This window comes from Streptomyces sp. NPDC014676, assembly GCF_043084105.1.
In the GTDB taxonomy this organism is placed as follows: domain Bacteria; phylum Actinomycetota; class Actinomycetes; order Streptomycetales; family Streptomycetaceae; genus Streptomyces.
Genome location: NZ_JBIBZI010000028.1, coordinates 1 through 26722, shown reverse-complemented (window position 1 = coordinate 26722; position 26722 = coordinate 1). Strand labels below are relative to the sequence as shown.

Sequence of the window (26722 nt, the reverse complement as noted above, 5' to 3'; positions counted from 1 at the left end):
GTCACGGGGATGGACATGACGCCGCTCCACGGTCCCCCTCGGTTCCCCCACCCCTAGGGTGTATCCATCCGCCCCCGCCTGTTCACCCGTAAGCGTGGGCGCTCGGAGTGAACCGGGGGAGCGGAAGGGGGCGCGTTCACCGGGCGATCTGTCCCGCTGATCATCCCGGCCCTACTGTCGCGGCCAAGGGCACGGATGCGCGACGGGAGGCTCGACGATGCCGTCCCCCTACGAACACGAACCCCGTCACGAACGGGAGGCCCCGGACGCCGCTCCGGGCCCGCACGACGTCCTGGTCCGCCTGCACGACCTCGCCGGCCGGCCGCGCGGCACCGGCTTCGTGGCCGACCACCACGGCACGGTGATCACCGGTCACGAGGCGGTCGACGGACTGTCCCGGCTCGTGCTGCGCGCGGCGGCCGGCCGCCAGTGCGTGGTGACCGCGGACGCGGTGACCCCGCTGCCCGCGCTCGGCCTGGCCCTGGTCCGCAGCGAGGGGCTCGGCGTCGCACCGCTGCCGGTCACCACACGGCGCGCCGTCCTGCCCGGCACCTATGTGCGGATCCCCGCCGGAGGCTGGCGCGAGGCGCGCGTGCTGGGGACGGCCCCCGTGACCTACACCGCCACCGACCGAGCGTACGCACTGGATGACGCCCTGGAACTGGCGGTCGGCACCGCGGGCCGGGACGCGCTGCGGCTCGGCGGCGGCGCCGCCGGCGGCCCGGTGCTCGACGCCACCACCAACGCCGTGCTCGGCGTCCTCGGCACCGCGCTCCACTCGGACGACCGCGCCGGGGGCTTCGCCGTACGACTGCCTCCCCCGGCCCTCGCCGAGGGCCCGCTCGCCGCACTGCTCACCGAGAACACGACGACGGTCCCGGCCCACGGATCCGACCTCAACCTCGCCGGGGTGGTGCAGCTCACGGCCGGCTCGGCCGGGTGGGGTGGGCCGGCCGGTGGTGTGAGTGCGGGGGGTTCCTCGGTCGGACGGGACGGGTCGGCCGGTGGTGTGGGGCCCGTCGGCCGGCCTGTTGCGCGTGAGGGGGTCTCCTCGGCCGGAGGGGGTGGGCCGGCCGGTGCCGTGGAGCCCGTCGACCGGCTCGCCGTGCTCGCGGAGTTCGCCGCGTTCGAGCGGGGCGAGGCCGCCGTGCTGGGCCTGGTCGGGCCACCCGGCAGCGGTCGTACGACGCAGCTCGCGGCGCTCGCCGCCCGCCGGTACCGCGCGGGCCGGCCCACGCTCCGGCTGCGCGGTGCCGACCTGGACGCGGGCGACGGCTCGGTCGCGGACGCCGCCCGCCGGGCACTGGACCGGGCCGCCGCCGTCGTCGCGGCCTCCCGCGCCCCGTTCCCGGCCGGCCCGGACGCCCTCGGCGACGTGAGCCCGGAGCACCTGGCCGGGCTCGCCCGCACGGCCGGCCACCCCCTGCTGCTCCTCCTCGACGGACCCGAGGAGGTCCTGCTCGACAGACCGGCCGAGTGGACCGCCGGGACCGTGCGGTGGCTGCGGGCGACGGGGGCCCGGCTGGTGGTGGCGTGCCGCGCGGAGTACTGGGAGGCGGCGGGATTCCCGGAAGAGCCGCTGCACGCCGGTGCGCCCCGCCCCGACGGGCTCCCCGCCTGTGCGGCCCTCGGCGACCTCACCGCCGAGGAGGCCCGCCGGGCACGCGCCCGCCACGGCGTCCCCGAGGGCGCGGTGGCCGACGCCGACGCCCGCCACCCCCTGACCCTGCGGATGCTCGGGGACATCCGGTCCGCCCTCGCCGGCACCGCCCCCGACATCCCCGTCGACCGCGACGACGTCTTCTCGGCCCACCTGGACCTGATGTGCCTGCGGATCGCCGTCCGCCTCGCCGACGGGAACGGGATCCGCGGCACCGCCGTGCGCCGGCTCGCCGCCAAGGTCGCCGGACAGGTGCACGAGGCCGCCCGGCGCAGCCTCGGCGCGGGCGGCCTGGACCGGGAGACGTTCGACGTGGTGTTCCCGCGGGGGCCCGCCCCCGACCGGCTCGGCGGCGGCACCGGCTGGGCCTCGGCCGTGCTCGCCGAGGGGCTCCTCGTCCCGGCCGGGACGACCGGCTACCGGTTCGCGGACGAGGAACTGGCCGACTGGCTCCACGGCACCCACCTCGATGTGGACGACACCCTGCGCATCCTGGTCCACACCGCCCCCGCCGCCCCGGTCGCTCCCGGCAGGCGCACCCCGCTGCCGGCCGCCGCCGAGGACGGCTTTCCGCTGCCCGGTGGCGGGGATGCCGCTGAGGGTCTTCTTCCGTTGTCCGGCCGTGGGTCCGGTGCGGCGGACGGATGTCGCTCCGCCCCCGCCGCCCCGGTCGCTCCCGGCGGGCGCACCCCGCTGCCGGCCGCCGTCGCTTCCGGTGACCGGGACGCCGCGGAGAGGGCTCTCCCGCCGTCCGGCCGCTGGGCCGGCGCGGCCGGTGATCGCCGTGGTCTTCCCGCTGTCGCTTTCGATCCTTGGACCGTCGCCGGTCCCGACCCCTGGGCCGTCGCCGATACCGATTACCGGCCCGCTGACGACCGCCTCGCCGATGACGCCGGAGCCGGCGCGGCCGCCGTCGGCCTCCTCCCGGCCGCCCCCGGCGCCGAAGCCGTCCCTCCGGCCGGGACCCCCGTCCCGCACCACCGCATCGGTGTCGTCGTCGAGGCCCTGCTGTTCCTCGCGCGGCGGCACGGCAGCCGGCGGCTGTCCACGCGGCTCACGGACCTGGTGCACGCCCTCGACGCCGACCCGGGGTCCTGGTGGGCCGCCCGGCTGCTCGGCGGGACCCTCACGCGCGTGGCCGACGCGACGCCGTACACGGACGTGCTGCGGCTGCTGGCCGACCGTCTCGTGGCCTGGCGGGAACAGCGGCGGGGCGTGCCGCCGGAGCTGGGACCCGCCTTCTGGACCGCTCTCCGGCTGCCGCCGGAGACACGGTGCGCACTGCTGCGCCGGCTCGTCCACGCCGACGGCCCCCCGTGCGAGAACGAACCCCGCTTCCTCGACGCCACCGCCCGGCTGCTCGCCGCCGACCCCGTCGCCGTACTGCCGTACCTCATCCGCTGGTTCGAGGACGAGCGGCCGCTGCCCGCCACCCCGCACGCGACCGTGGCGACCGCCGCGCAGGCGCTGCTGCACACCCACCGGCACGCGGCCCCGGACGCGCTGACGGAGGCGCTCGTTGACAGCGCGCACCGGCGGGCCGACCAACTGCTCACCGTGCTCACGGAGGAGGAGCCCGCCGCGATGTGCAGGGCCGTCGACCGGTGGGCGAAGGACGAACGCCCCGCACGCCGGGCCACGGCCGTCGCCTACGGCCTGCTCGTCGCGCCGTACGCGCGCGACGACACCGACCGCACCCTGCTGAGGTACGCGGCGCTCGCCGTCCTCGTCCGCACCGCCGACCGCGAGCTGCACGGCGGCGCCCTCGCCCTCCTGGTCCGCGACCCGAACAGCAGGGAGCGACACCTCCCGCGGGCCCTGGAGCGCTTCGCGGCCGGTGACCCCCACCTCCCGCCGAGCGCGCTCCTCCCCGCCCTCACCACCCACCCGGAGCCCGTCCTCGACGCCTTCCGCACCCGGCTCGGCGGGACCGGCGCGGGCGAGGCGTTCCGCGCCCTCGCCGACGCCACCCCGCCCGCCCTGGCCCGCCGGGTCGCCGCACTCGTACGGGAGACGGTGGAGCGGCGGCCGGAGCTGACGGGACAGGTGGCCGCGTACGCCGACGGGCGGCTGGAGCGGGGGCCGGCCGCCCGTGCCGTGCTGAGGACCCTGCTCACCGGCCTGCTCGACGGCGGCCCGCAACCGCTCCGGGTGGCCCTCGCCGGCATCCTCGCCGGCCCCGGCACACCGGCCTCCCGCCCGCTGCGCCGCGAGCTGCTGGACACCCTGCTCGCCCGCGAGTCCGACCCCGCCGTCCTGGAGGCGGTGCTGCGCGCCGCGGCCCGCAACCCCGGCCCCGAGCCGCGCGTCCTCGTCCACCGCACCGGGCTGCTCCTCGCGCGCACCGAGGAGGGCGCCACCCGCTTCGACCGCTGCCTGGCCGACCTGGGCAGCCATGTGCCGGGCTTCGCCGCCGCCGTGGCCGGCTGGCTGACGGACGCACCGCGCGAGTGGTCCGCGCTGATCGGGCCCGCCACCCGCCGGACCCTCGGGAACCCGGCCGGAGCGGTCGCCCCCGCCTGACCCCGCCCGGCCGGCACGTGCACCCCGTCACACAGCCCCCATGCCGATGCGGGCCCCCGGCACGCGGCATGGCACCCTTAGAGCTGCGTAGAGAAGTCCACGGACTCGGGTTCGTTCGACGAGGTTTCGACAAGGAGCAGGCACAGTGCAGCGCTGGCGTGGCTTGGAGGACATCCCCCAGGACTGGGGGCGCAGCGTCGTCACCATCGGCTCCTACGACGGAGTCCACCGCGGGCACCAGTTGATCATCCGGCACGCCGTGGACCGTGCCCGGGACCTCGGCGTCCCCGCCGTCGTCGTCACCTTCGACCCGCACCCCAGCGAGGTCGTCCGCCCCGGCAGCCACCCCCCGCTGCTCGCCCCGCACCACCGGCGCGCCGAACTCATGGCCGGCCTCGGCGTCGACGCGGTCCTGATCCTCCCCTTCACCACCGAGTTCTCGAAGCTGTCCGCCGCCGACTTCGTCGTCAAGGTGCTGGTCGACAAGCTGCACGCCAAGGCGGTCGTCGAGGGCCCCAACTTCCGCTTCGGTCACAAGGCCGCGGGCAACGTGGAGTTCCTCGCCGAGCAGGGCCGGGTCTACGACTTCGACGTCGAGGTCGTCGACCTGTACGTGAGCGGTGAGGCGGGCGGCGGCGAGCCGTTCTCCTCCACGCTCACCCGCCGCCTGGTCGCCGAGGGCGAGGTCGAGGGCGCCGCCGAGATCCTGGGCCGCCCGCACCGGGTGGAGGGCGTCGTCGTCCGGGGTGCCCAGCGCGGCCGCGACCTGGGCTTCCCCACGGCCAACGTCGAGACCCTCCCGCACACCGCGATCCCCGCCGACGGCGTCTACGCCGGCTGGCTGCACGCCCAGGGCGAGGCCATGCCGGCCGCGATCTCCGTCGGTACCAACCCCCAGTTCGACGGCACCGAGCGCACGGTCGAGGCGTACGCCATCGACCGTGTCGGCCTCGACCTGTACGGCCTCCATGTCGCCGTCGACTTCCTGGCCTTCGTACGCGGTCAGGCGAAGTTCGACACGCTGGAGGCGCTGCTGGAGCAGATGGCCGAGGACGTCGAGCGCTGCAAGGCCCTCGTGGCCGCGGCCGGGAAGCCGTAGCCGGTCAGCTCCTCCCGGCGTGCGCCCAGTGGCACGCCACCTGGGCCGCGCCGCCCCCGTCGAGGATCTCCGGGTCCCGGCCCCGGCACGCCTCCGCCACCCCCGCCCGGTCCGCCTCGCCGCCCGCCAGGATCTGGCAGCGGGCGTGGAACCGGCAGCCGGACGGGACGCGGGACGGGTCCGGGGGCTCGCCCGTGAGGACCACCGGCTCACCCGGCGCCTCGGGGAGGACCGACAGCAGGGCCCGGGTGTACGGATGCCGGGGGGCCGTCAGGACCTGCTCCACCGCCCCGGTCTCCACGATCCGGCCCAGGTACATCACCGCGACCCGGTCGGCGATGTTCCAGGCCAGTCCGAGGTCGTGCGTGACGACCAGCGCGGACAGGCCCAGTTCGGCGCGCAGCCGTAGCAGCAGGGCGAGGATCTCCCCGCGTACCGACGCGTCGAGGGAGGCCACCGGCTCGTCGGCGACGAGGAGTTCGGGCTCCAGCACCAGTGCGCCCGCGATCACCACGCGTTGCCGCTGACCGCCGGACAGCTCGTGCGGATAGCGCAGGAGGAAGCGCTCCGGCGGGCGCAGGCCGGCCAGGGACAGGGCGTCGGCGACCGCGGCCCGCTCGTCACCGCCGTGGCCGTGGATACGCAGCCCCTCGGCCACCGCGTCGTACACCGTGTGCCGGGGGTTGAGCGATCCGTTCGGGTCCTGCAGCACCAGTTGCACGCGCCTGCGGTACGCCTTCAGGGCGCGGCCCGAGTACTCCAGCGGCCGTCCGTCGAAGGTGACCCGGCCCGCGGTCGGCTCGACCAGACCCAGCAGGGCGCGGGCCAGCGTCGTCTTGCCGCAGCCCGACTCACCGACCAGGGCGACGATCTCACCGGGACGGATGTCCAGGTCGACACCGTCCACGGCACGGGCGTCCGGCGCGCCGTGCCGCCCCGGGAAGGCGATGCGCACACCCTGGGCGCTCAGGAGGGGGGTGGTGGAGGTGGTCATGGGGTACTGGGCCTCGCTTCCTCCAGGCCTCCCGGATCACCGGCTGCCGCGTTCCGCCGGGGCGCCGGGGGGTCGGCTGCCGTGCCGTGCCGGGGGTCGGGTGCGTCGGTTGTCGTGCCGTGCCGGGTGCCGGAGTCGTCGGCTGCCTTGCCCGGCCGGGGATCCGGATCGTCGTCCACCGTGTTCCGACGGGGAACCGGGCCACCGTCCGCCGTGTTCCGCCGCGCCTTCGAGCCGTCGGGCGGAGTGTCCCGCGGGGAATCCGGTTCGTCGGCCGGCTTGCCCGGCTCGGCCGGCTTGCCCGGACCGGCCGACTCGGCCCGCCCGGCCGACTCGGCCCGCCCGGCCGACTCGGCCCGCCCGGTCGGCTCGGCCGCCGCGGCGACCCGTACGCACGCCGCCCGCCGGTCCGGGCCCGCGTTCCGCAGCGGCTGGTCCTCCGTGGCGCAGGACTCCAGCGCCACCGGGCACCGTGGATGGAACGTGCAGCCCGGCGGCAGCGCCGCCGGGTCCGGCGGGTCGCCCGGCAGGCCACGCGGCGCGAAGCGCGACGCCGGGTCGCCGATGCGCGGGAACGCGGCCGACAGCGCCTGGGCGTAGGGGTGGCGGGCGGCCTCGTACACCTCTCCCGCCGGACCCTCCTCGACCACCCGGCCCGCGTACATCACCGCGAGCCGGTCACAGGTGCCGGCGAGCACCGCGAGGTCATGGCTGATCATGATCAGCCCCACGTCCTGGTCCGCGACCAGGTGCTCGATCAGCCGCAGGATCTGCGCCTGGATCATCACATCCAGCGCGGTCGTCGGCTCATCGGCGATGATCAGCCGCGGATCGCAGGCCAGCGCCATGGCGATCATGACGCGCTGCCGCTGGCCGCCGGACAGCTCGTGCGGGTACGCCGACGCACGGGCGGCCGGAAGACCGACGTGCTCCAGCAACTCCCCGGTCCTCTTCCGCGCCCCGGCCGGGGTGGCCTTCCGGTGCAGCAGGATCGGCTCGGCGATCTGGTCGCCGATGCGCCGCACGGGGTTGAGGGAGTGCATCGCACCCTGGAACACGATGGACGCCCCGGCCCAGCGGACCGCCCGTACCCGGCCCCACTTCATGGCCAGTACGTCCTCGCCGTCCAGCAGGATCTCCCCGCCGACCCGGGTCCCGGCCGGGAGCAGCCGCAGCAGCGCCAGCGCCAGGGTGGACTTGCCGCAGCCCGACTCCCCGGCGATCCCCAGCTTGCGGCCCGCGTCCAGCCGTAGGTCCACCCCGCGCACGGCGGCCGCCCCGCCCGCGTACGTGACCGTCAGCCCTCTGACGTCGAGCAGACTCAACGGGACACCCCCAGCCTGGGGTTGAGGACGGACTCCACGGCCCGTCCGCACAGTGTGAACGCCAGCGCCACCACGGCGATGGCGATGCCCGGCGGCACCAGGTACCACCAGTGCCCGGCACTGACCGCACCCGCCTCCCGGGCGTCCTGCAGCAGCCCGCCCCACGACACCACCGTCGGATCGCCGAGCCCCAGGAAGGCCAGCGTCGCCTCCGCCAGGATCGCCGAGGAGATGATCAGCGTCGTCTGCGCCAGCACCAGCGGCATCACATTGGGCAGCACGTGCCGGGACATGATGTGCCAGTGCCCGCCGCCGAGCGCCCGCGCCCGCTCGATGTACGGCCGGGTCTCCACCGCCAGCGTCTGCGCCCGCACCAGCCGGGCCGTCGTCGGCCAGGTCGTCACCCCGATCGCCACGACGATCGTCAGCAGCGAGCGGGACATCACCGTGGCCAGCGCGATCGCCAGCACCAGCGTCGGCATCACCAGGAACCAGTCGGTGATCCGCATCACCACCGTCGCGTACCAGCCCCGGAAGTGCCCCGCCGTCACCCCGATCACCGTGCCGATCGCCACCGACAGGACGGCCGCCAGCAGCCCCACCAGCAGCGACACCCGCGCACCCCAGATCACCAGGCCGAGCAGATTCCGCCCGAACCGGTCGGCCCCGAAGGGGAGTTCCGGGCTCGGGCTCTCCAGCGGGCTGCCCGGTGCGTCGGTCACGTCGGCCACGTCGGATCCGACGACCAGCGGAGCGGCCAGGGCGAGCAGCGCGAACAGCGCGAGCGTGGCGAGGCCGAAGAGGCCGGCCCGGTGGGTGCGGTACTGCCGCCAGAACCGCACGGCCGAGGCCCGGCGCCGCTGCCACGCCAGGGCGCTGGGGCGCGCGGCCGGTGTCTTCTCGGTCGTCATCGGCCCACCCGGGGATCGAACAGCGGATAGATCAGATCGGCGAGCGTGTTCATCACGACCACCGCGGCGGCGAACACGAAGAACAGCCCCTGCACCAGCGGCAGATCGGGCACGCTCAGCGCCTGGTAGAACAGCCCTCCCAGGCCCGGCCAGGAGAAGACCGTCTCCACCAGGATCACACCGGCCACCGTCCGCCCGAGATTGATGAAGATCAGCGTCACGGTCGGCAGCAGCGCGTTGGGCACCGCGTGCCGACGCCGTACGAGGTCGTCGCGCAGCCCCTTGGCCCGCGCGGTCGTCAGATAGTCGCTGCCCATCTCGTCCAGCAGCGCCGACCGCGTCACCAGCAGCGTCTGCCCGTAATCCACGGCCACCAGCGTCACCACCGGCAGTACCAGGTGGTGCGCCACGTCCACGACGTACGCGAAGCCCTCCTCCCCGCCGGACTCCATCCCACCGGTCGGGAACAGTCCCGGCAGCGGCCCGATCCCCACCGACAACGTGGTGATCAGCAGCAGGCCCAGCCAGAAGGAGGGGAGGGAGTACAGCGTCAGCGCCAGCCCGGTGTTGAGCTTGTCGCCGAGCCGTCCGTGCCGCCACGCCGACCGGGTGCCCAGGACGATCCCGAGCGCCGTGTAGAGGACGAAGGCGGTACCGGTGAGCAGCAGCGTGTTCGGCAGCGCCTCCGTGATCTTGTCGGCCACCGGCGCGTTGAACTGGTACGACGTCCCCAGATCACCGGTGAGCGCCTTGCCGCAGTAGTCGGTGAACTGCTGCCACAACGGCAGGTCGAGCCCGAACTGCTCCCGGTATGCGGCCAGTTGCTCGGCCGACACCTGGCGGCCACCGGTCATGAACTTCACCGGGTCGCCGGGGATCAGCCGGAAGAGGAAGAAACTGGTGACGAGGACGGCGAGCAGGGACACGGCCGCACCGGCGAGCTTGCCCGCCACATAGCGCGGATACGCGGTGGTGATACGGCGGCCGCGTGGCCCGTGCGGCTCGCGCGGCCCGCGGACGGCCGCCGGTCCGTCCTTCGCCGGACCGGCGGCCCCCGTGCCCCCTGTCGATGCGGATGTCGCGTCAGCGGTCATGGGTGTCCGCCGCCTACTCGCGGTCCTCGGCCGTGGTCCGTCGCCGCATCGCCGCGAAGACCCCCAGCCCCGCGAGGACGACGACACCCGCGACGATCCCGACGACCACGCCCGTCGACGACGCGTCACCGCCCCCGCCACCGGAGTCCGCCGGCACCGCCGACCACCAGCTCCAGTAGCCGTCCTGGCCGTAGATGTTGCCCGCCTTCGCCGGCATGGTGGTGATCGACTCGATCTGGTCCGTGCGGTACGCCTCGACCGCGTTCGGATACGCCATGACGTTCATGTACCCGAGGTCGTACAGCCGCGACTCCATCTGCTTGACGATGTCCGCCCGCTTGCCGGCGTCGTACTCGGCGAGCTGCCGCGCGTACAGCTCGTCGTACGTCTTGTCGCAGATGAAGTTGTCGGTCGCGCCGGTCTCCTCCGGGGTCGCCGGGAGCGCCGCGCAGGTGTGGATGGACAGGACGAAGTCGGGGTCCGGGTTGACCGACCAGCCGTCGAAGGCGAGGTCGTACTCACCGGCGAGCCAGGGATCGGTGACGTTGTCCAGGCAGTTGAGCGTCACCCCGATACCGAGGTCGCCCCACCACTCCTCGAGATACTGGCCGACCGCCTTGTCGTTCGGGTCGGTGGCGTGGCACAGCACGCGGTAGTCGAGCGGCTTGCCGTCCTTGCCGACCCGCTTGCCGTCACCGTTCTTCCTGTAGCCGGCCCGGTCGAGCAGCCGGGCCGCCTCCGCCGGGTCGTACGCCAGCTCCTGGCCGGCCGACGGCTCCCAGTAGTACTGCGAGAAGCGCGGCGGGATGTAGCCGGCGCCCTCCACGGCGTGCCCCTGGAACACCTTGTCGATGATGGTCTTCCGGTCCACCGCCATGAACAGCGCGTTGCGCACCCGCTGGTCGAGCAGCGAGGGGTGTCCGTCACCCATCTTCTCGCCGTTCTTCGCCCTGGCGCCCGGGTTGGTGGCCAGCGCGTAGAAGCGGCGCCCGGGCGCGTCGTTGACCCGGATGTTCTTCTCGCTCTTCAGCGCCTGCGTCTGGGCCGGCGTCAGGGACGGCGACCCGGCGACGAACGACACCTCGCCCTTGCGCAGCGCCGACACCGCGGCGTCCTGGTCCTTGTAGTAGCGGAAGACCAGCTCGTCGAACTTGGGCGACCCGCGCCAGAAGTCCTTGTTGGCCTTCAGCCGTACATAGCTGTCCGGCTTGTAGTCGGTGAGGACGAACGGCCCGTTGCCGACGACGGGGAAGTCCTTGTCGTTGTTGAACTTCGCGTAGTCGTCGACCTTCTCCCACACGTGCTTGGGCACGATCGGCACGTCCAGCGCCGTCATCGTGGCCTGCGGCTTCTTCAGCTCGATGACCAGCTCGGTGGGGCTCGGCGCGGTCACCTTCTCGAAGTTGGCGACGTAGCTGCCGTTCGCGGTGGCCGCGCCGGGGTCCTTCATCATCGTGTTGAACGTCCAGGCCGCGTCCTCGGCGGTGGCCTGCTCTCCGTCCGACCAGGCGGAGTCCGAGCGGATGGTGTACGTCCAGGTCAGCTTGTCCGGCGACGACTCCCACTTGGTGGCCAGGCCGGGGACGACGTGGTTGTCCTCGGGGTCGTAGTTCGTCAGGTACTCGTAGGTGAGCCGGTGGACGCTCGTACTGAGCAGCCGTACCGCCAGGAACGGGCTGAGCGAGTCGACGCTCTGCGCCACCGCGACGGTCAGCACCTTGGTGCCGTCGTCGGCCGCCCGCGCCTGCTGCGGCGCCGGGTTGAGCGGGGTGGCGAGCCCGGCGCTGAGGGTGAGCGCGGCGGCGCCGGCCGTCATGACGAGCCGGGTGCGGCCCGGGGTGCGGTGGTGACCGCCGTACTGATCGTTCGTTTCCATGGTCGCTGACCTCGCGTCATCGCTCGCACAGGAAGGGCGGATTGATCAGATGAGTGATGAGTGTGTCTATCAGCGACCATCGCGAGCGTCAACGGCGCGGACACCCCATGTGGCCTGCGAAAACAACGAGTTGATGTACATGGCGCGCTCATTGGTCGAGACCGGTGACGCGCTGCTGGCCAGGGCCTGGCGGCGGATTTCGGCCTTGCACGCGAAAGCGGCCCCTCGAAAGGGGCCGCTCGGTTGCGGGGCTTTACTGCCGGCCGGGGTGAGGAGGATAGGGCTGGCCCGGGACCTGCGGGTACGGGTGGCCGGGCTGGGCCGGGGGCTGTCCGGGCTGCGGCTGCTGGGGGTACGGGCCCGGCTGACCGGGAACGGCCTGACCGGGCATGGCCTGACCGGGCATGGGCTGTCCGGGCATGGGCTGGCCGGGGAAGGGCTGGCCCGGCAGCGGCGGGGCGGCGACCGGAGGCGGGTTGCCGTCGGAGGTCCACAGACCGTGCGACTGCTGATGCCGTACGAAGTCCTCGGCGACCAGCGCCGCGAGGTTGAAGTACGCCTCCCGCACCTTCGGCCGCATCATGTCGAGGTCGACCTCCGCACCGGCGGCCAGATGCTCGTCGAACGGCACGACGAGCACGCCCCGGCACCGGGTCCGGAAGTGCGCCACGATGTCGTCGACCTTGATCATCTTGCCGGTCTCGCGCACCCCGGAGATCACGGTCAGGGACCGCGAGACGAGGTCGGCGTACCCGTGCGCGGACAGCCAGTCCAGCGTCGTACTGGCACTGCTCGCACCGTCCACGGACGGCGTGGAGATGATGATGAGCTGGTCGGCGAGGTCCAGCACGCCGCGCATGGCGCTGTAGAGCAGACCCGTACCGGAGTCGGTGAGGATGACCGGGTACTGCTTGCCGAGCACGTCGATCGCGCGCCGGTAGTCCTCGTCGTTGAACGTCGTGGACACGGCCGGATCGACGTCGTTGGCGATGATCTCCAGACCGGACGGCGCCTGGGAGGTGAACCGCCGGATGTCCATGTACGAGTTGAGGTACGGGATCGCCTGGACGAGGTCGCGGATGGTGGCCCCGGTCTCGCGCCGCACCCGGCGGCCGAGCGTACCGGCGTCCGGGTTGGCGTCGATCGCGAGGATCTTGTCCTGCCGCTCGGTGGCGAGGGTGGCGCCGAGGGCGGTGGTCGTGGTCGTCTTGCCGACGCCGCCCTTGAGGCTGATGACGGCGATGCGGTAGCAGGACAGCACCGGCGTGCGGATCAGCTCCAGCTTCCGCTGCCGTTCGGCCTCCTCCTTCTTCCCGCCCAGCTTGAAACGCGAACCGCCGGCCGCGGGACGGCTGCTCTTCGCCTTCTGCTTCTTGCTGTTGAGCAGCCGGTCCGAGGACAGCTCCACGGCGGCGGTGTAACCGAGGGGCGCCGCACCGGGATTGGTCGGCTGCCGCTGGTCGTGCTGAACGGGCTGCGGCCAGGCGGCCCCGGTACGCGGATCGACGGGCTGCTGCTGGGGGAAGCCGTGACCGGCCTGAGGATCGGGCACGGGCGGGGTGCCGGGCCGGGGCTGCCCGAAGGGCTGCTGCGGAACCGCCGCGCCGGGCTGAGGGAGGCCGTAACCGGCGTGCGCGCCGGGAGCGGGAGCACTCCCGGGCTGCTGCGCCGGGGGCTGGGGAGCTGCCGCGCCGGGAGCACCGGCGGGCGGGAAGCCGTACCCGGCGGGCTGGGCCGGGGGCGTCGGGGCGGCGCCCGGCTGGGGGAAGCCGTAGCCGGCGGGGGCGTCGGGCGCCGGGATGCCGGGCTGGGGCTGTGCAGGGGGCTGCGGGGCCGTCGCGCCGGGCTGCGGAGCCGACGTCGGGGCGGCGCCCGGCTGCGGGAAGCCGTAGCCGGCCGGGGTGCTCGGCGCCGGGGCGGGCGGAGTGCCGGGCTGCTGTGGGGCTGCCGTGCCGGGCTGGGGGAGGCCGTAGTCGGTCTGTGGGCTGGGTGCGGGGGCGGCCTCGGGCTGTGGGTTCGTCGGACCGGGGGCACCGGCGGGCGGGAAGCCGTACCCGGCGGGCTGGGCCGGGGGCGTGGGAGCGGCGCCCGGCTGGGGGAAGCCGTAGCCGGCGGGGGCGTCGGGCTGCTGTGCGGGGGGTTGTGGGGCTGCCGCGCCGGGCTGCGGGAAGCCGTAGCCCGCCTGCGGGCTCGCCCCACCGGGGGCGCCGGCGGGCTGAACCGGGGGCGTCGGGGCGGCGCCCGGCTGGGGGAAGCCGTACCCGGGCTGCGGGGCGGCCGGCGGGTTCCAGGCGGCGGGCGCGGGCTGCGGCGCCTGGGGCTGGAACGGCGGCTGCTGGGCAGGGGCGGCCGGCCGGTCCTGCGCTGCCGCGGGCTGAGGCCGCGCGCCCGCGTCCGCCGGCTGGGCGGGCGGCTGCTGCGGCTGCGCGGGCCACTGGCCGGCCGGCGCCGGGGCGGCGGGGTACGCCGACGGCGCCGGGGGCACGTCCTGCGGCGCCGGGAGAGTCCAGGCGGGCGGGGCGTCGGACGTGGCCGGAACGGCCTCCTGGGGCGTGCTGTCCTCAGGGGCCTTTGCGGGAGCCGCTTCGGCGGGCACCGCGTCGTTCACCGGCTCGGCGTCCTCGGGCTCGACGGCCGTCGACTCGTCCGTCACCGGCACGTCCTCGGCGGGCACCGCGTCCTCGGGCTCCGCCGGCGTGGCGTCGTCCTCCCCGTCGGTCACCGGGGACTCGGCGTCCTCAGGTGCGACGTCCTCCGAGTCGGAGACCTCGCCGACTTCACGCTCGTCGGACGTACCGGACGCCGCCTCGGCCTCGTCGGCGTCCGACGGGCTCACCGCGGTGTCGGACATCTCCGCGGTGCTCCCGGCGTCGCCGTCGGTCCCGTCCTCACCGTCGGACGGCTCCAGCCGCGCCTGGGCCCCGGCCCCGTCCTCCGTGCCAGCCTCGGCCCCGGCCTCGTCCTTCGCGTCCGCCTCGGCCTCCGCCTCGGCCTCCGCCTCGCGCTCCGCGATCTCCCGCTTCAGCGCGGCGGCGGAGAAGCGGATCGTCGCACCGCTCTCCAGATCACCGTTGCCGGCCTGGAACCCACCGACCGGGATGTCCGGTACGGCCGAAGGGGAAGCCGCACCCGACTCCTCGGGCTCCTTCTCCGCTTCCGGCCGCTGCGGCTCGAACCCGCTCCCCACCGGAAGCCTCGGCACGGCCACCGGCCCCCCGGACGGTGGCACGGGCGGCGGCGTGAACGGCGCGGCGGGCGCGGGCGCCGGAGGCGTGAACGGGGCGCCCGGTGCGGGCGCGGGCGGAGTGAAGGGCGCCCCCGGCGCGGGCGCGGGCGGCTGCGCCGGAAGGGACGACGGACCCGCGGCCCCCACCGCGTGCGGCGGCGGAGTCAGCCCCGGCAGCGGCGGAACGGGCCCATGAGGGGAGGGAGCCGGAGCGGGCGGGGAACCGGAGGCCGACGGAGCGGACGACGCCCCCGACTCCGAACTCCCCGAAGCGTTCTGCGTGTACCAGGCCGGCGGCGCGTAGTCGATGGTGAACTCGCCCGTCGTCTCGATGGCGGACTCCGCGTCGGGCTGGTCATCGCCGGGTGTCGCCCAGCCCCCGCGCGTCCCGTCCCGATCGCTGCTCACAGTTCCTCCTGGTGTGGTCGAGCACCCTCGTGCGTGCTGGGGGCGACCATGTGCCCTCCCCGTAGGACGCCGGGTCCCGGTTCGCGGGTTCTGGCGTCGCGCCGGGTACCAGCCTAATCACCAGTAGCCCCACCCCGTCAGCCCCGCCCACCCCTCGGCACGGGTTGCTCCGCCCCACGTCCCGCGGCCAAGAACCGTACAGATTCCACTACTTAAGTGGGCAAACTCGCTCAACGCTCATGCAACGGTCAACAGACCGACCACTCAGTCCATCGCACGCATGACATCATCAACCCGCCCCGGACATACGCCCGTTGACACACAGACCAACGGACGGCACGCACGCGTACCGCCCGTTGCCACATCTCCACATCACTCGGAGGCCGCGGTGAGCCCTCCGTCGCCCGGCGCCGGCTCCAGGTCGAACTCGCCGTCCCGCGCCCCCAGCACGAAGGCCCGCCACTCCGCCTCCGTGTACCGCAGCACCGTGTCCGGGTCGAGCGAGGACCGCATGGCCACGGCACCCCCGGGCAGGTACGCGATCTCGACCCGCTCCTCGTGCTCCTCGGTGCCCGGCGCGCTGTGCCACTCGACACCGGAGATGTCGAGGGCGTAGAGCTCGTCCCTCTCCCGCTCCTTGCGCGCCTTGATCTCCTCAGCCGTCTCCGCCATGCCGCAGCGACCCCTTCCCGACGTGTGAACTGATCCGAGCGCTCACCCTAGTGGCCTGCGACGTCCGGCTCGGCCGGTTCGGCGGACCGGGGGGAAGGGCCCCGTTGCAGCCTGGTACGCTGAGTGACGGCCGTGTGTGTACGCACCCCCGGAGCGAGCCCGCTCCGGAGGCCGCGCCCAGCGGATCCCCGCCTTCCGAGTCATGGAAGACCCCCCGAGAAGAAGACCGGGGGCACTCGGTGGCCACTCACAGACTATGAGGAGTACGCGTGTCGCTCGACGCCGCAGTGAAGAAGCAGATCATCTCCGAGTTCGGTACCAAGGAGGGTGACACCGGCTCCCCCGAGGTCCAGGTCGCTCTGCTCTCCCGTCGGATCTCCGACCTGACGGAGCACCTCAAGACCCACAAGCACGACCACCACTCCCGCCGTGGTCTGCTCATCCTGGTCGGTCAGCGCCGCCGGCTGCTGCAGTACCTCGCCAAGAAGGACATCCAGCGCTTCCGCGCGCTGGTCGACCGCCTCGGCATCCGCCGCGGTGCGGCGGGCGCCAAGTAAGACGCCGTGAAGGGAGCGGTTCCCGGGAAAAGGGGGCCGCTCCCTTTGCTGTACGTGCGGACTGTCACCGCACCTTTGTAGTGTGGTAGCACAACGCAATAGGTACGAACGACGCACGAGGAGAAGCGCACCTCGCCGCCGCCGGTCCTCGGTAGTGGCCCCCGGGAGAGTGAATCCCGGGAGCTTCGATCGAAGACCGGCCCGCACCAGTGGAGCGCTTCTCCGCCCCCGTCCCCCCGCCACACGGGCGAAGCGGGACGTAAAGACGACAAAGTAACGGAGAAAACGCTAGTGGAGAACGAGACCCACTACGCCGAGGCCGTCATCGACAACGGCTCCTTCGGCACCCGCACCATCCGCTTCGAGACGGGCCGCCTGGCCAAGCAGGCCGCCGGCTCCGCCGTGGCCTACCTGGACGACGACACCATGGTGCTGTCGGCCACCACCGCCTCCAAGAACCCCAAGGACCAGCTCGACTTCTTCCCGCTCACGGTGGACGTCGAGGAGCGGATGTACGCGGCCGGCAAGATCCCCGGCTCCTTCTTCCGCCGCGAGGGCCGGCCCTCCGAGGACGCCATCCTCACCTGCCGCCTCATCGACCGCCCGCTGCGCCCGTCCTTCAAGAAGGGCCTGCGCAACGAGATCCAGGTCGTCGCCACCATCATGGCGCTCAACCCCGACCACCTGTACGACGTCGTGGCGATCAACGCCGCCTCCGCGTCCACCCAGCTGGCCGGCCTGCCCTTCTCCGGCCCGATCGGCGGCGTCCGCGTCGCGCTGATCAACGGCCAGTGGGTGGCGTTCCCGACGCACTCCGAGCTCGAGGACGCCGTCTTCGACATGGTCGTCGCGGGCCGCACCCTGGAGGACGGCGACGTCGCGATCATGATGGTCGAGGCCGAGGCCACCGAGAAGACCATCAAGCTGGTCGAGGGCGGCGCCGAGGCGCCGACCGAGGAGGTCGTCGCCGCCGGTCTGGAGGCCGCGAAGCCCTTCATCAAGGTCCTCTGCAAGGCCCAGGCCGACCTCGCCGCGAAGGCCGCCAAGCCGACCGGCGAGTTCCCGATCTTCCTGGACTACCAGGACGACGTCCTCGAGGCCCTCACCGCCGCCGTGAAGCCGGAGCTCGCCTCCGCGCTGACCATCGCCGGCAAGCAGGAGCGCGAGGCCGAGCTGGACCGCGTCAAGGCGCTCGCCGCCGAGAAGCTCCTGCCGGAGTTCGAGGGCCGCGAGAAGGAGATCTCCGCCGCGTACCGCTCGCTGACCAAGTCCCTGGTCCGTGAGCGCGTCATCAAGGAGAAGAAGCGCATCGACGGCCGCGGTGTCACCGACATCCGCACCCTGGCCGCCGAGGTCGAGGCCATTCCGCGCGTGCACGGCTCCGCGGTGTTCGAGCGTGGCGAGACCCAGATCCTGGGCGTCACCACCCTCAACATGCTCCGCATGGAGCAGCAGCTGGACACCCTCTCCCCGGTGACCCGCAAGCGCTACATGCACAACTACAACTTCCCGCCGTACTCCACCGGCGAGACCGGCCGCGTCGGCTCCCCGAAGCGCCGCGAGATCGGCCACGGCGCCCTCGCCGAGCGCGCCCTCGTGCCGGTCCTGCCGACGCGCGAGGAGTTCCCCTACGCGATCCGTCAGGTCTCCGAGGCGCTGAGCTCCAACGGCTCGACGTCGATGGGCTCGGTCTGCGCCTCCACCATGTCGCTGCTGAACGCCGGTGTGCCGCTGAAGGCCCCCGTCGCCGGTATCGCCATGGGCCTGATCTCCCAGGAGATCGAGGGCGAGACGCACTACGTCACCCTCACCGACATCCTCGGTGCGGAGGACGCCTTCGGCGACATGGACTTCAAGGTCGCCGGCACCAAGGAGTTCGTGACCGCCCTCCAGCTCGACACCAAGCTGGACGGCATCCCGGCCTCCGTCCTGGCCGCCGCCCTCAAGCAGGCCCGTGACGCCCGCCTCCACATCCTCGACGTGATGATGGAAGCGATCGACACGCCGGACGAGATGTCCCCGAACGCGCCGCGGATCATCACCGTGAAGATCCCGGTCGACAAGATCGGTGAGGTCATCGGCCCCAAGGGCAAGATGATCAACCAGATCCAGGAGGACACCGGCGCCGAGATCACGATCGAGGACGACGGCACGATCTACATCGGTGCCGCCGACGGCCCGGCCGCCGAGGCCGCCCGCACCACGATCAACGGCATCGCCAACCCGACGATGCCCGAGGTCGGCGAGCGCTACCTGGGTACGGTCGTGAAGACGACGACGTTCGGCGCCTTCGTCTCCCTGCTCCCCGGCAAGGACGGTCTGCTGCACATCTCGCAGATCCGCAAGCTGGCCGGCGGCAAGCGCGTGGAGAACGTCGAGGACGTCCTCGGCGTGGGCGCCAAGGTCCAGGTCGAGATCGCCGAGATCGACTCCCGCGGCAAGCTCTCCCTGATCCCCGTGATCGAGGGCGAAGAGGACGCTTCCGACAACGACAAGAAGGACGACGCCGACCAGTGACGTCCCGTAGCTCCAAGGCGACGGCCCGCACCTCCTCGGAGGCGCGGGCCGTCGCCCGTACCCAAACCCTGATCAAGGGCGAGAACGGCATCGGTACGGTCCGCAGGACCACCCTCCCCGGTGGCCTGCGCATCGTCACCGAGACACTGCCCTCGGTCCGCTCGGCGACCTTCGGCATCTGGGCCCACGTCGGCTCCCGCGACGAGACCCCGGCCCTGAACGGCGCCACCCACTACCTGGAGCACCTGCTCTTCAAGGGCACCTCCCGCCGGTCCGCCCTGGACATCTCCTCCGCCATCGACGCCGTCGGCGGCGAGATGAACGCGTTCACGGCCAAGGAGTACACGTGCTACTACGCGCGCGTGCTCGACACCGACCTGCCGCTCGCCATCGACGTGGTGTGCGACATGCTGACCGGCTCGCTGATCCAGGAGGAGGACGTCGACGTCGAACGCGGCGCCATCCTCGAAGAGATCGCGATGACCGAGGACGACCCGGGCGACTGCGTGCACGACCTGTTCGCGCACACCATGTTCGGCGACAACCCCCTCGGCCGCCCCGTCCTCGGCACGGTCGACACGGTCAACGCCCTCACCGCCGACCGCATCCGCCGCTTCTACAAGAAGCACTACGACCCGACCCACCTCGTGGTCGCCTGCGCCGGCAACATCGACCACAACAAGGTCGTACGCCAGGTCCGGGCCGCCTTCGAGAAGGCCGGCGCCCTCAGGAACACCGACGCCGAACCGATCGCCCCGCGCGGCGGCAGCCGCGCGCTGCGCACCGCCGGCCGGGTCGAGCTCATCGGCCGCAAGACGGAACAGGCGCACATCGTCCTCGGCATGCCGGGCCTGTCCCGCACCGACGAGCGGCGCTGGGCCCTGGGTGTGCTGAACACCGCCCTCGGCGGCGGCATGTCCTCCCGCCTCTTCCAGGAGGTCAGGGAGAAGCGCGGACTGGCCTACAGCGTCTACTCGTACACCTCGGGCTTCGCCGACTGCGGCCTGTTCGGCGTGTACGCGGGCTGCAGGCCCTCCCAGGTGCACGACGTGCTGAAGATCTGCCGCGACGAACTCGACCACGTCGCCGAACACGGACTGCCCGACGACGAGATCGAGCGCGCCGTCGGCCAGCTGAAGGGCTCCACCGTCCTCGGCCTCGAGGACACCGGCGCGCTGATGAACCGTATCGGCAAGAGCGAACTGTGCTGGGGCGAGCAGATGTCGGTCGACGACATGCTGACCCGGATAGCCTCGGTGACCCCGGACGACGTCCGCTCGGTCGCCCGCGACGTCCTGGGACGGCGGCCCTCCCTGTCGGTCATCGGCCCGCTCAAGGACAAGCAGGCGTCCCGTCTGCACGACGCCGTCGCCTGACCCACCCCCGTAAGGAAGCAACAGACATGAGCAAGCTGCGCGTGGCGGTCCTCGGTGCCAAGGGCCGGATCGGTTCCGAGGCGGTACGGGCCGTCGAGGCCGCCGACGACATGGAGCTGGTGGCCGCCCTCGGCCGGGACGACAAGCTGGAGACCCTCGCCGAGAACGGCGCCCAGGTCGCCGTGGAGCTGACCACCCCCGCCTCGGTCATGGGCAACCTCGACTTCTGCGTGCGCCACGGCATCCACGCCGTGGTCGGCACCACCGGCTGGACCGACGACCGCCTCGCGCAGCTGAGGGGCTGGCTGGAGCAGTCCCCGGAGACGGGCGTGCTCATCGCGCCGAACTTCTCCATCGGCGCGGTCCTCACCATGAAGTTCGCACAGATCGCCGCCCCGTACTTCGAATCCGTCGAGGTCGTCGAGCTGCACCACCCGAACAAGGTGGACGCCCCCAGCGGCACCGCCACGCGCACCGCCCAGCTCATCGCCGAGGCCCGCCGCCAGGCCGGCAGCGCGCCCGCCCCGGACGCCACGGCCACCGCCCTGGACGGCGCCCGCGGCGCCGACGTCGACGGGGTCCCGGTGCACGCGATCCGGCTGCGCGGACTCCTCGCCCACCAGGAGGTCCTGCTCGGCGGCGAGGGCGAGACCCTCACCGTCCGCCACGACTCCCTGCACCACAGCAGCTTCATGCCCGGCATCCTGCTCGGCGCCCGCCGCGTGGTGACCACTCCCGGCCTGACCTTCGGCCTGGAACACTTCCTCGACCTGAACTGAGCCCGAGCCGACCCCATGCGCGCGAAGATCTCCTACGCCATCACGGCCGCCGTCCTGGTCGTCTACTTCGTCCTGGTCGGCAGCCGTGGCGTGCTGCTCATCGAGACCGGCACGTCTCTCACCGTCACCTTCGGCGTGGCGGTGCTGATCCTGCCGGTCATCGGTGTCTGGTTCCTGTGGAAGAACACCGAGTTCGTCCGCGACGCCAACCGGCTCGCCGCCCTGCTCGACGCCGAGGGAGGCCTGCCCGTCGACGAGCTGAAGCGGCTGCCCAGCGGCCGGGTCGACCGCGACTCGGCCGACGAGGTCTTCGCCCGCCGCAAGGCCGAGACGGAGGACGCCCCCGACGACTGGCGCAGCTGGTTCCGGCTCGCCGTCGCCTACCACGACGCCCGCGACACCCCCCGCGCCCGCAAGGCGATGCAGCGGGCGATCGCCCTGCACAAGACCTCTCGCTGAACGTGCGGGCCCGGGGCCGGGGCCCGCACGTTCAGTCGCGCCGGTACTCGGCGGCCCACGCCTCCACGGTGTCGGCCGCCCGGTCGAAGGCGAGCCGGTCCCGCCCCAGGAAGTCCGCGTTGTGCGAGGTCAGCAGCGGCGCCGGCGACTCAGCCGAACGCCCCCGCCGGACGAGGACCAGCCCCTGCCCCTGCACCGTCCGGGGCAGCCCCAGCCAGCGCACCGGCTGCTGCACCGTGCGCACGGAGGCGACCTGCTCCCAGGACGTCGTACGCGTGCTCACGAAGGCCACGTGGCGCAGCCCCCGGGAGCTCACCCACACGCCCATGCGCAGCAGCCGCAGCGCGCAGACGACGCCGACCAGGGCGATGGCGAAGACCGTCCCGGCGGACGCCGGCGTCGCCGTCGCCGCGATGATCACCGCCGCGAACAGCACGAACGACGCGAGCAGCAGCAGGAGCGCCGCCGCCCCCACCCGCCACGGTCCGGGACGGTACGGGCGCCGCCAGCGGTCCCGGTCGTCGTACGGCAGGGCGACATCGTCCGCCGTGTCGAAAGCGCGGTCGGCCGTCAGGAAGGGCAGGGGCACGACGGGTCCTCACTCGATCCATGCGTCAGCAGTGCCCGGTGAGGCTATCGATCCGTGCCGCCGGTCACCACCCTCGGGGTCCGGACGGAGCCGGTGACCACGGCCGGGGCGGCTCAGCGCCCCTCGGACGCCTGTGACTGCTGTGTCCCCGACCCCGAGGGATCGGAGGACATCGCCGGCATCCCGATGACCAGAGAGCCCGCCAGCCCGGCCACGAGGGTGAGCCCCAGCAGCCAGCGCCCGGCCATCTGGCCGACGGAGGCCCGCTCACGGGGCGGCGGGGTGACATTGCTGCGGAACCTGTCGGCCTCGGCGACAAAGGCGAACGGTACGGGTTCGCGCCGACCGGACATCTGGTGCACGTCTCCTTCGTGTGTCGAACGAATCACTGTCACCACCACAGACGAACGACGGCTCCGAGAGGTGCCCACTTTCACCGAATTCGCAGAAGTTCGCCGCCGTTCACCGCCGTATGTCGCCTGCCGGCGCCGAAGGCCCCGTTGTCGGTGCCGCGCCGTAGAGTGGGCGCCGCCCGAGAGACGTGATGGAAGGATCCCCCGCGCCGTGACCGACACCCCCGCCGACGACCTCAAGCCCGACTTCCGCAGCGATGTGACCGTCGAGCTGGTCAAGCACACCGCGTCCGACGCCGACGTGCTGTTCGCCGCCCGCGTCTCGACCATCGGCGAGCAGTCCCTGGCCGAGCTGGACAAGGATCCCGAGCGCTCCAAAGGCCTGATCAACTACCTGATGCGGGACCGGCACGGCAGCCCCTTCGAGCACAACTCGATGACCTTCCTCATCAGCGCCCCGATCTTCGTCTTCCGCGAGTTCATGCGGCACCGCGTGGGCTGGTCGTACAACGAGGAGTCGGGCCGCTACCGGGAGCTCCAGCCGGTCTTCTACGTCCCGGACGAGTCCCGCAAGCTGATCCAGGAGGGCCGCCCCGGCAAGTACCGCTTCGTCGAGGGCACCCCGGCCCAGCAGGAGCTCGTCGGCCGCGCCATGGAGGACTCCTACCGGCAGGCGTACGAGGCGTACCAGGAGATGCTCGCCGCCGGCGTCGCCCGCGAGGTCGCCCGCGCGGTGCTCCCCGTCGGCCTGTACTCCTCGATGTACGCCACCTGCAACGCCCGCTCGCTGATGCACTTCCTCGGCCTGCGCACCCAGCACGAGCTGGCGAAGGTCCCGTCCTTCCCGCAGCGTGAGATCGAGATGGTCGGCGAGAAGATGGAGGCCGAATGGGCCCGTCTCATGCCGCTCACGTACGCCGCCTTCAACGCCAACGGGCGGGTGGCCCCGTAGAACCGCAGCTCAGGCCCGCGAGCACACTTGTACGGTTCAACCTGGCGAAGTGTCCGTATTGCGGCATTTCGTGAAGTTCATCTAGCCTGATCAAACGGGCCCGGTACTGCCTGAACCCCCGAGCAGGCAGTGCCGGGTCCCCCTTTTGTCCCACCCTGCCGCCTCCCCCGAGGGAAGACCCCGGCCTGAGCAGCGAGTAGCGTGTAACCCATGGCTCCGACCTCCACTCCGCAGACCCCCTTCGGGCGGGTCCTCACCGCCATGGTCACGCCCTTCACGGCGGACGGCGCACTCGACCTCGACGGCGCACAGCGGCTCGCTACCCACCTGGTGGACGCAGGCAACGACGGCCTGATCATCAACGGCACCACCGGCGAGTCCCCCACCACCAGCGACGCGGAGAAATCGGATCTCGTGCGGGCCGTCGTGGCGGCGGTCGGCGACCGTGCCCAGGTCGTGGCCGGGGTCGGCACCAACGACACCCATCACAGCATCGAACTGGCCCGCGCCGCGGAACGCGCCGGCGCGCACGGCCTCCTGGTGGTCACCCCGTACTACAACAAGCCCCCGCAGGAGGGCCTCTACCGGCACTTCACGGCCGTCGCCGACGCCTCCGGGCTGCCGGTCATGCTCTACGACATCCCCGGCCGCAGCGGCGTCCCGATCGGCACGGAGACGATCGTCCGTCTCGCCGAGCACCCGCGCATCGTCGCCAACAAGGACGCCAAGGGCGACCTCGGCCGCGCCGGCTGGGCCATCGCCCGCTCCGGCCTCGCCTGGTACTCCGGCGACGACATGCTGAACCTGCCCCTGCTCTCCATCGGAGCGGTCGGTTTCGTCTCGGTCGTCGGCCACCTCGTCACCCCCGAGCTGCGCGCCCTGGTCGAGGCGTACACCTCCGGAGACGTCCAGAAGGCCACCGAGATCCACCAGAAGCTGCTCCCCGTCTACACGGGCATGTTCCGCACCCAGGGCGTGATGACCACCAAGGCGGCGCTCGCCCTCAAGGGCCTCCCCGCCGGACCCCTGCGCGCCCCCATGGCCGAGTGCACGCCGGAAGAGATCGAGCAGCTCAAGATCGATCTTGCCGCCGGCGGGGTACAACTCCAGTAACCAGACTTCGCGCGACCGCTCGCGCAGACGGACTTCACAACTGAATAAGCGGGCCACCGGTGCCCGCACCCCATACGACAACTGCTTCTGCACGAACGTCATGCGCGCCACGTGCCCCACCGGTACGTGGCGCGCGTGTTTGAGGAGAGTCTTTTGAGTCATCCGCATCCTGAACTCGGCCCGCCCCCGCAGCTCCCCGAAGGCGGCCTGCGCGTCACCCCGCTCGGCGGTCTCGGCGAGATCGGCCGGAACATGACGGTCTTCGAGTACGGAGGCCGCCTGCTGATCGTCGACTGCGGAGTCCTCTTCCCCGAGGAGGAGCAGCCCGGCATCGACCTGATCCTGCCGGACTTCTCGTCCATCCGGGACCGCCTCGACGACATCGAGGGCATCGTCCTCACGCACGGCCACGAGGACCACATCGGCGGCGTCCCCTTCCTCCTGCGCGAGAAGCCGGACATCCCGCTGATCGGCTCCAAGCTCACCCTCGCCCTCATCGAGGCGAAGCTCCAGGAGCACCGCATCCGCCCGTACACCCTCCAGGTGGCGGAAGGACAGCGCGAGCGCATCGGCCCCTTCGACTGCGAGTTCATCGCCGTCAACCACTCCATCCCCGACGCGCTCGCCGTGGCCATCCGCACGCCCGCCGGCATGGCGGTCCACACCGGCGACTTCAAGATGGACCAGCTCCCGCTGGACAACCGCCTCACGGATCTGCACGCGTTCGCCAGGCTCAGCGAGGAAGGCATCGACCTTCTGCTCGCCGACTCCACGAATGCCGAGGTCCCGGGCTTCGTCCCGCCCGAGCGCGACATCTCGGGCGTCCTGCGCCAGGTCTTCGCCGGCGCCCGCAAGCGGATCATCGTGGCCAGCTTCGCCAGCCACGTCCACCGCATCCAGCAGATCCTGGACGCGGCACACGAGTACGGCCGCCGGGTCGCCTTCGTCGGCCGCTCCATGGTCCGCAACATGGGCATCGCCCGCGACCTCGGTTACCTCAAGGTCCCGCCGGGCCTGGTCGTGGACGTCAAGACCCTGGACGACCTGCCGGACAGCGAAGTCGTCCTGGTCTGCACGGGGTCCCAGGGCGAACCGATGGCCGCCCTGTCCCGCATGGCCAACCGTGACCACCAGATCCGCATCGTCGACGGCGACACGGTGATCCTGGCGTCGTCGCTCATCCCCGGCAACGAGAACGCGGTCTACCGCGTGATCAACGGCCTGACCCGCTGGGGCGCGAACGTCGTCCACAAGGGCAATGCCAAGGTCCACGTCTCGGGCCACGCCTCGGCCGGCGAGCTGCTGTACTTCTACAACATCTGCCGTCCGAAGAACCTGATGCCGGTGCACGGCGAATGGCGCCACCTGCGCGCCAACGCCGAACTGGGCGCCCTGACCGGCGTCCCGCACGACCGCATCGTCATCGCCGAGGACGGCGTCGCCGTCGACCTCGTCGAGGGCAAGGCCAAGATCTCCGGCAAGGTCCAGGCGGGATACGTCTACGTCGACGGCCTCTCCGTCGGTGACGTCGGCGAGCCTGCGCTCAAGGACCGCAAGATCCTCGGCGACGAGGGCATCATCTCGGTCTTCGTCGTCATGGACGCGTCCACCGGCAAGATCACGGGCGGCCCCCACGTCCAGGCCCGCGGCTCCGGTATCGAGGACTCCGCCTTCGGTGAGGTGATCCCGAAGATCACGGAGACGCTGGAGCGCTCGGCCCAGGACGGCGTCGTCGAACCCCACCAGATGCAGCAGCTCATCCGCCGCACGCTGGGCAAGTGGGTCTCCGACACCTACCGGCGCCGGCCGATGATCCTGCCCGTGGTGGTGGAGGTCTGACGGTCCGCCGGACCGCACGGACGAGCGAACCGGGAGCGGGGCGCCTCGATTTGCATCGAGGCGCCCCGCTCCAGTACGTTTACGACTCCTCCCGATCGGGCACCCGACCACTTCGTGCGTCGGAACCGTCGCCCGGCAGAGGAGGGGAAATCCGACTCAGAATCTCTGATAAAGTCGGAACCGCCGGAAAGGGAAACGCGGAAGCGGAACCCCGGAAAGCACCGAGGAAATCGGATCGGAAAGATCTGATAGAGTCGGAAACGCAAGACCGAAGGGAAGCGCCCGGAGGAAAGCCCGCGAGGGTAAGTACGAAGGAAGCGTCCGTTCCTTGAGAACTCAACAGCGTGCCAAAAGTCAACGCCAGATATGTTGATACCCCGACCCGGTCGGTTCGATCGGG

The 26722-nt window shown here is 72.4% G+C and carries 19 protein-coding genes; 10 read left to right on the top strand and 9 right to left on the bottom strand.

From position 1 onward, the window contains the following. Nucleotides 1–217 precede the first annotated feature (217 nt). Together ACF1DX_RS37910 and ACF1DX_RS37905 are read left to right on the top strand one after the other, a co-directional pair. On the top strand, nt 218–4183 hold the full coding sequence (locus ACF1DX_RS37910; RefSeq protein WP_391795697.1) for a trypsin-like peptidase domain-containing protein: 3966 nt from the start codon (nt 218–220) through the stop codon (nt 4181–4183). Nucleotides 4184–4328: 145 nt separating this feature from the next. Next, nucleotides 4329–5282, top strand: a complete 954-nt coding sequence (locus ACF1DX_RS37905; RefSeq protein WP_391795696.1) for a bifunctional riboflavin kinase/FAD synthetase — start codon at nt 4329–4331, stop codon at nt 5280–5282. 4 nt (nt 5283–5286) lie between these two features. Here the strand turns inward: ACF1DX_RS37905 and ACF1DX_RS37900 are convergent, their stop codons facing one another. The 7 genes from ACF1DX_RS37900 to ACF1DX_RS37870 all read right to left on the bottom strand — a co-directional run bounded on the left by ACF1DX_RS37900 (nt 5287) and on the right by ACF1DX_RS37870 (nt 15788). Beyond that, nucleotides 5287–6276 (bottom strand): oligopeptide/dipeptide ABC transporter ATP-binding protein, encoded by a 990-nt coding sequence (locus ACF1DX_RS37900; protein WP_391795695.1) that lies wholly within the window; start codon nt 6274–6276, stop codon nt 5287–5289. After that, nucleotides 6273–7601 carry an oligopeptide/dipeptide ABC transporter ATP-binding protein gene (locus ACF1DX_RS37895; RefSeq protein ID WP_391795694.1) on the bottom strand — a complete coding sequence of 443 codons (1329 nt, stop codon included), beginning with the start codon at nt 7599–7601 and terminating at the stop codon, nt 6273–6275. Before ACF1DX_RS37895 ends, ACF1DX_RS37900 begins: the two co-directional genes overlap by 4 nt. Further along, nucleotides 7598–8512, bottom strand: coding sequence for an ABC transporter permease (locus ACF1DX_RS37890; protein WP_391795693.1), 915 nt, complete (start codon nt 8510–8512; stop codon nt 7598–7600). The genes ACF1DX_RS37895 and ACF1DX_RS37890 overlap by 4 nt, the downstream gene beginning before the upstream one ends. Further along, nucleotides 8509–9606, bottom strand: a complete 1098-nt coding sequence (locus tag ACF1DX_RS37885) for an ABC transporter permease (protein WP_391795692.1) — start codon at nt 9604–9606, stop codon at nt 8509–8511. Before ACF1DX_RS37885 ends, ACF1DX_RS37890 begins: the two co-directional genes overlap by 4 nt. A gap of 13 nt (nt 9607–9619) precedes the next feature. Further along, the gene (locus ACF1DX_RS37880; protein WP_391795691.1) at nt 9620–11482 is read right to left on the bottom strand and encodes an ABC transporter substrate-binding protein; all 1863 of its coding nucleotides are present in this window, start codon (nt 11480–11482) and stop codon (nt 9620–9622) included. Between the two features lie 253 nt (nt 11483–11735). Then, on the bottom strand, nt 11736–15116 hold the full coding sequence (locus tag ACF1DX_RS37875) for an SCO5717 family growth-regulating ATPase (RefSeq protein ID WP_391795690.1): 3381 nt from the start codon (nt 15114–15116) through the stop codon (nt 11736–11738). Nucleotides 15117–15488: 372 nt separating this feature from the next. After that, complete coding sequence (locus tag ACF1DX_RS37870; RefSeq protein ID WP_391795689.1) at nt 15489–15788, bottom strand: DUF397 domain-containing protein; 300 nt, start codon at nt 15786–15788, stop codon at nt 15489–15491. Nucleotides 15789–16057: 269 nt separating this feature from the next. Here ACF1DX_RS37870 and rpsO point away from each other — a divergent pair, with 269 nt between their 5' ends. The 5 genes from rpsO to ACF1DX_RS37845 all read left to right on the top strand — a co-directional run bounded on the left by rpsO (nt 16058) and on the right by ACF1DX_RS37845 (nt 21476). After that, nucleotides 16058–16345 carry a 30S ribosomal protein S15 gene (gene rpsO, locus ACF1DX_RS37865; RefSeq protein WP_004924725.1) on the top strand — a complete coding sequence of 96 codons (288 nt, stop codon included), beginning with the start codon at nt 16058–16060 and terminating at the stop codon, nt 16343–16345. Nucleotides 16346–16636: 291 nt separating this feature from the next. Next, nucleotides 16637–18862: a polyribonucleotide nucleotidyltransferase gene (locus ACF1DX_RS37860; protein WP_391795688.1), complete on the top strand. Its 2226-nt coding sequence runs from the start codon at nt 16637–16639 to the stop codon at nt 18860–18862. After that, nucleotides 18859–20238, top strand: a complete 1380-nt coding sequence (locus tag ACF1DX_RS37855) for a M16 family metallopeptidase (protein WP_391795687.1) — start codon at nt 18859–18861, stop codon at nt 20236–20238. The genes ACF1DX_RS37860 and ACF1DX_RS37855 overlap by 4 nt, the downstream gene beginning before the upstream one ends. Before the next feature lie 26 nt (nt 20239–20264). Next, nucleotides 20265–21017: a 4-hydroxy-tetrahydrodipicolinate reductase gene (gene dapB, locus ACF1DX_RS37850; protein ID WP_391795686.1), complete on the top strand. Its 753-nt coding sequence runs from the start codon at nt 20265–20267 to the stop codon at nt 21015–21017. A gap of 15 nt (nt 21018–21032) precedes the next feature. Next, on the top strand, nt 21033–21476 hold the full coding sequence (locus tag ACF1DX_RS37845; protein ID WP_391795685.1) for a hypothetical protein: 444 nt from the start codon (nt 21033–21035) through the stop codon (nt 21474–21476). Between the two features lie 31 nt (nt 21477–21507). On the opposite strand, the gene ACF1DX_RS37840 is transcribed toward ACF1DX_RS37845, so the two are convergent. Then, complete coding sequence (locus tag ACF1DX_RS37840) at nt 21508–22065, bottom strand: hypothetical protein (protein ID WP_391795684.1); 558 nt, start codon at nt 22063–22065, stop codon at nt 21508–21510. A 113-nt stretch (nt 22066–22178) separates the two neighbouring features. Beyond that, entirely contained in the window at nt 22179–22418 is a 240-nt protein-coding gene (locus tag ACF1DX_RS37835; protein ID WP_391795683.1) for a hypothetical protein, read from the bottom strand. 211 nt (nt 22419–22629) lie between these two features. On the opposite strand from ACF1DX_RS37835, the gene thyX reads away from it, so the two are divergent. The 3 genes from thyX (at nt 22630) to ACF1DX_RS37820 (ending at nt 26322) form a co-directional block, all read left to right on the top strand. Further along, entirely contained in the window at nt 22630–23370 is a 741-nt protein-coding gene (gene thyX / locus ACF1DX_RS37830; RefSeq protein ID WP_085574051.1) for an FAD-dependent thymidylate synthase, read from the top strand. Nucleotides 23371–23580: 210 nt separating this feature from the next. Beyond that, on the top strand, nt 23581–24483 hold the full coding sequence (gene dapA, locus ACF1DX_RS37825; protein WP_391795682.1) for a 4-hydroxy-tetrahydrodipicolinate synthase: 903 nt from the start codon (nt 23581–23583) through the stop codon (nt 24481–24483). A 153-nt stretch (nt 24484–24636) separates the two neighbouring features. Then, nucleotides 24637–26322, top strand: coding sequence for a ribonuclease J (locus ACF1DX_RS37820; RefSeq protein ID WP_391795681.1), 1686 nt, complete (start codon nt 24637–24639; stop codon nt 26320–26322). Nucleotides 26323–26722 lie beyond the last annotated feature (400 nt).

Coding starts and splice junctions, on each gene's coding strand:
- ACF1DX_RS37910 (WP_391795697.1), top strand. CDS start 218: ATGCCGTCCCCCTACGAACACGAACCCCGTCACGAACGGGAGGCCCCG.
- ACF1DX_RS37900 (WP_391795695.1), bottom strand. CDS start 6,276: ATGACCACCTCCACCACCCCCCTCCTGAGCGCCCAGGGTGTGCGCATC.
- ACF1DX_RS37890 (WP_391795693.1), bottom strand. CDS start 8,512: ATGACGACCGAGAAGACACCGGCCGCGCGCCCCAGCGCCCTGGCGTGG.
- ACF1DX_RS37885 (WP_391795692.1), bottom strand. CDS start 9,606: ATGACCGCTGACGCGACATCCGCATCGACAGGGGGCACGGGGGCCGCC.
- ACF1DX_RS37880 (WP_391795691.1), bottom strand. CDS start 11,482: ATGGAAACGAACGATCAGTACGGCGGTCACCACCGCACCCCGGGCCGC.
- ACF1DX_RS37870 (WP_391795689.1), bottom strand. CDS start 15,788: ATGGCGGAGACGGCTGAGGAGATCAAGGCGCGCAAGGAGCGGGAGAGG.
- dapB (WP_391795686.1), top strand. CDS start 20,265: ATGAGCAAGCTGCGCGTGGCGGTCCTCGGTGCCAAGGGCCGGATCGGT.
- ACF1DX_RS37845 (WP_391795685.1), top strand. CDS start 21,033: ATGCGCGCGAAGATCTCCTACGCCATCACGGCCGCCGTCCTGGTCGTC.
- ACF1DX_RS37835 (WP_391795683.1), bottom strand. CDS start 22,418: ATGTCCGGTCGGCGCGAACCCGTACCGTTCGCCTTTGTCGCCGAGGCC.
- dapA (WP_391795682.1), top strand. CDS start 23,581: ATGGCTCCGACCTCCACTCCGCAGACCCCCTTCGGGCGGGTCCTCACC.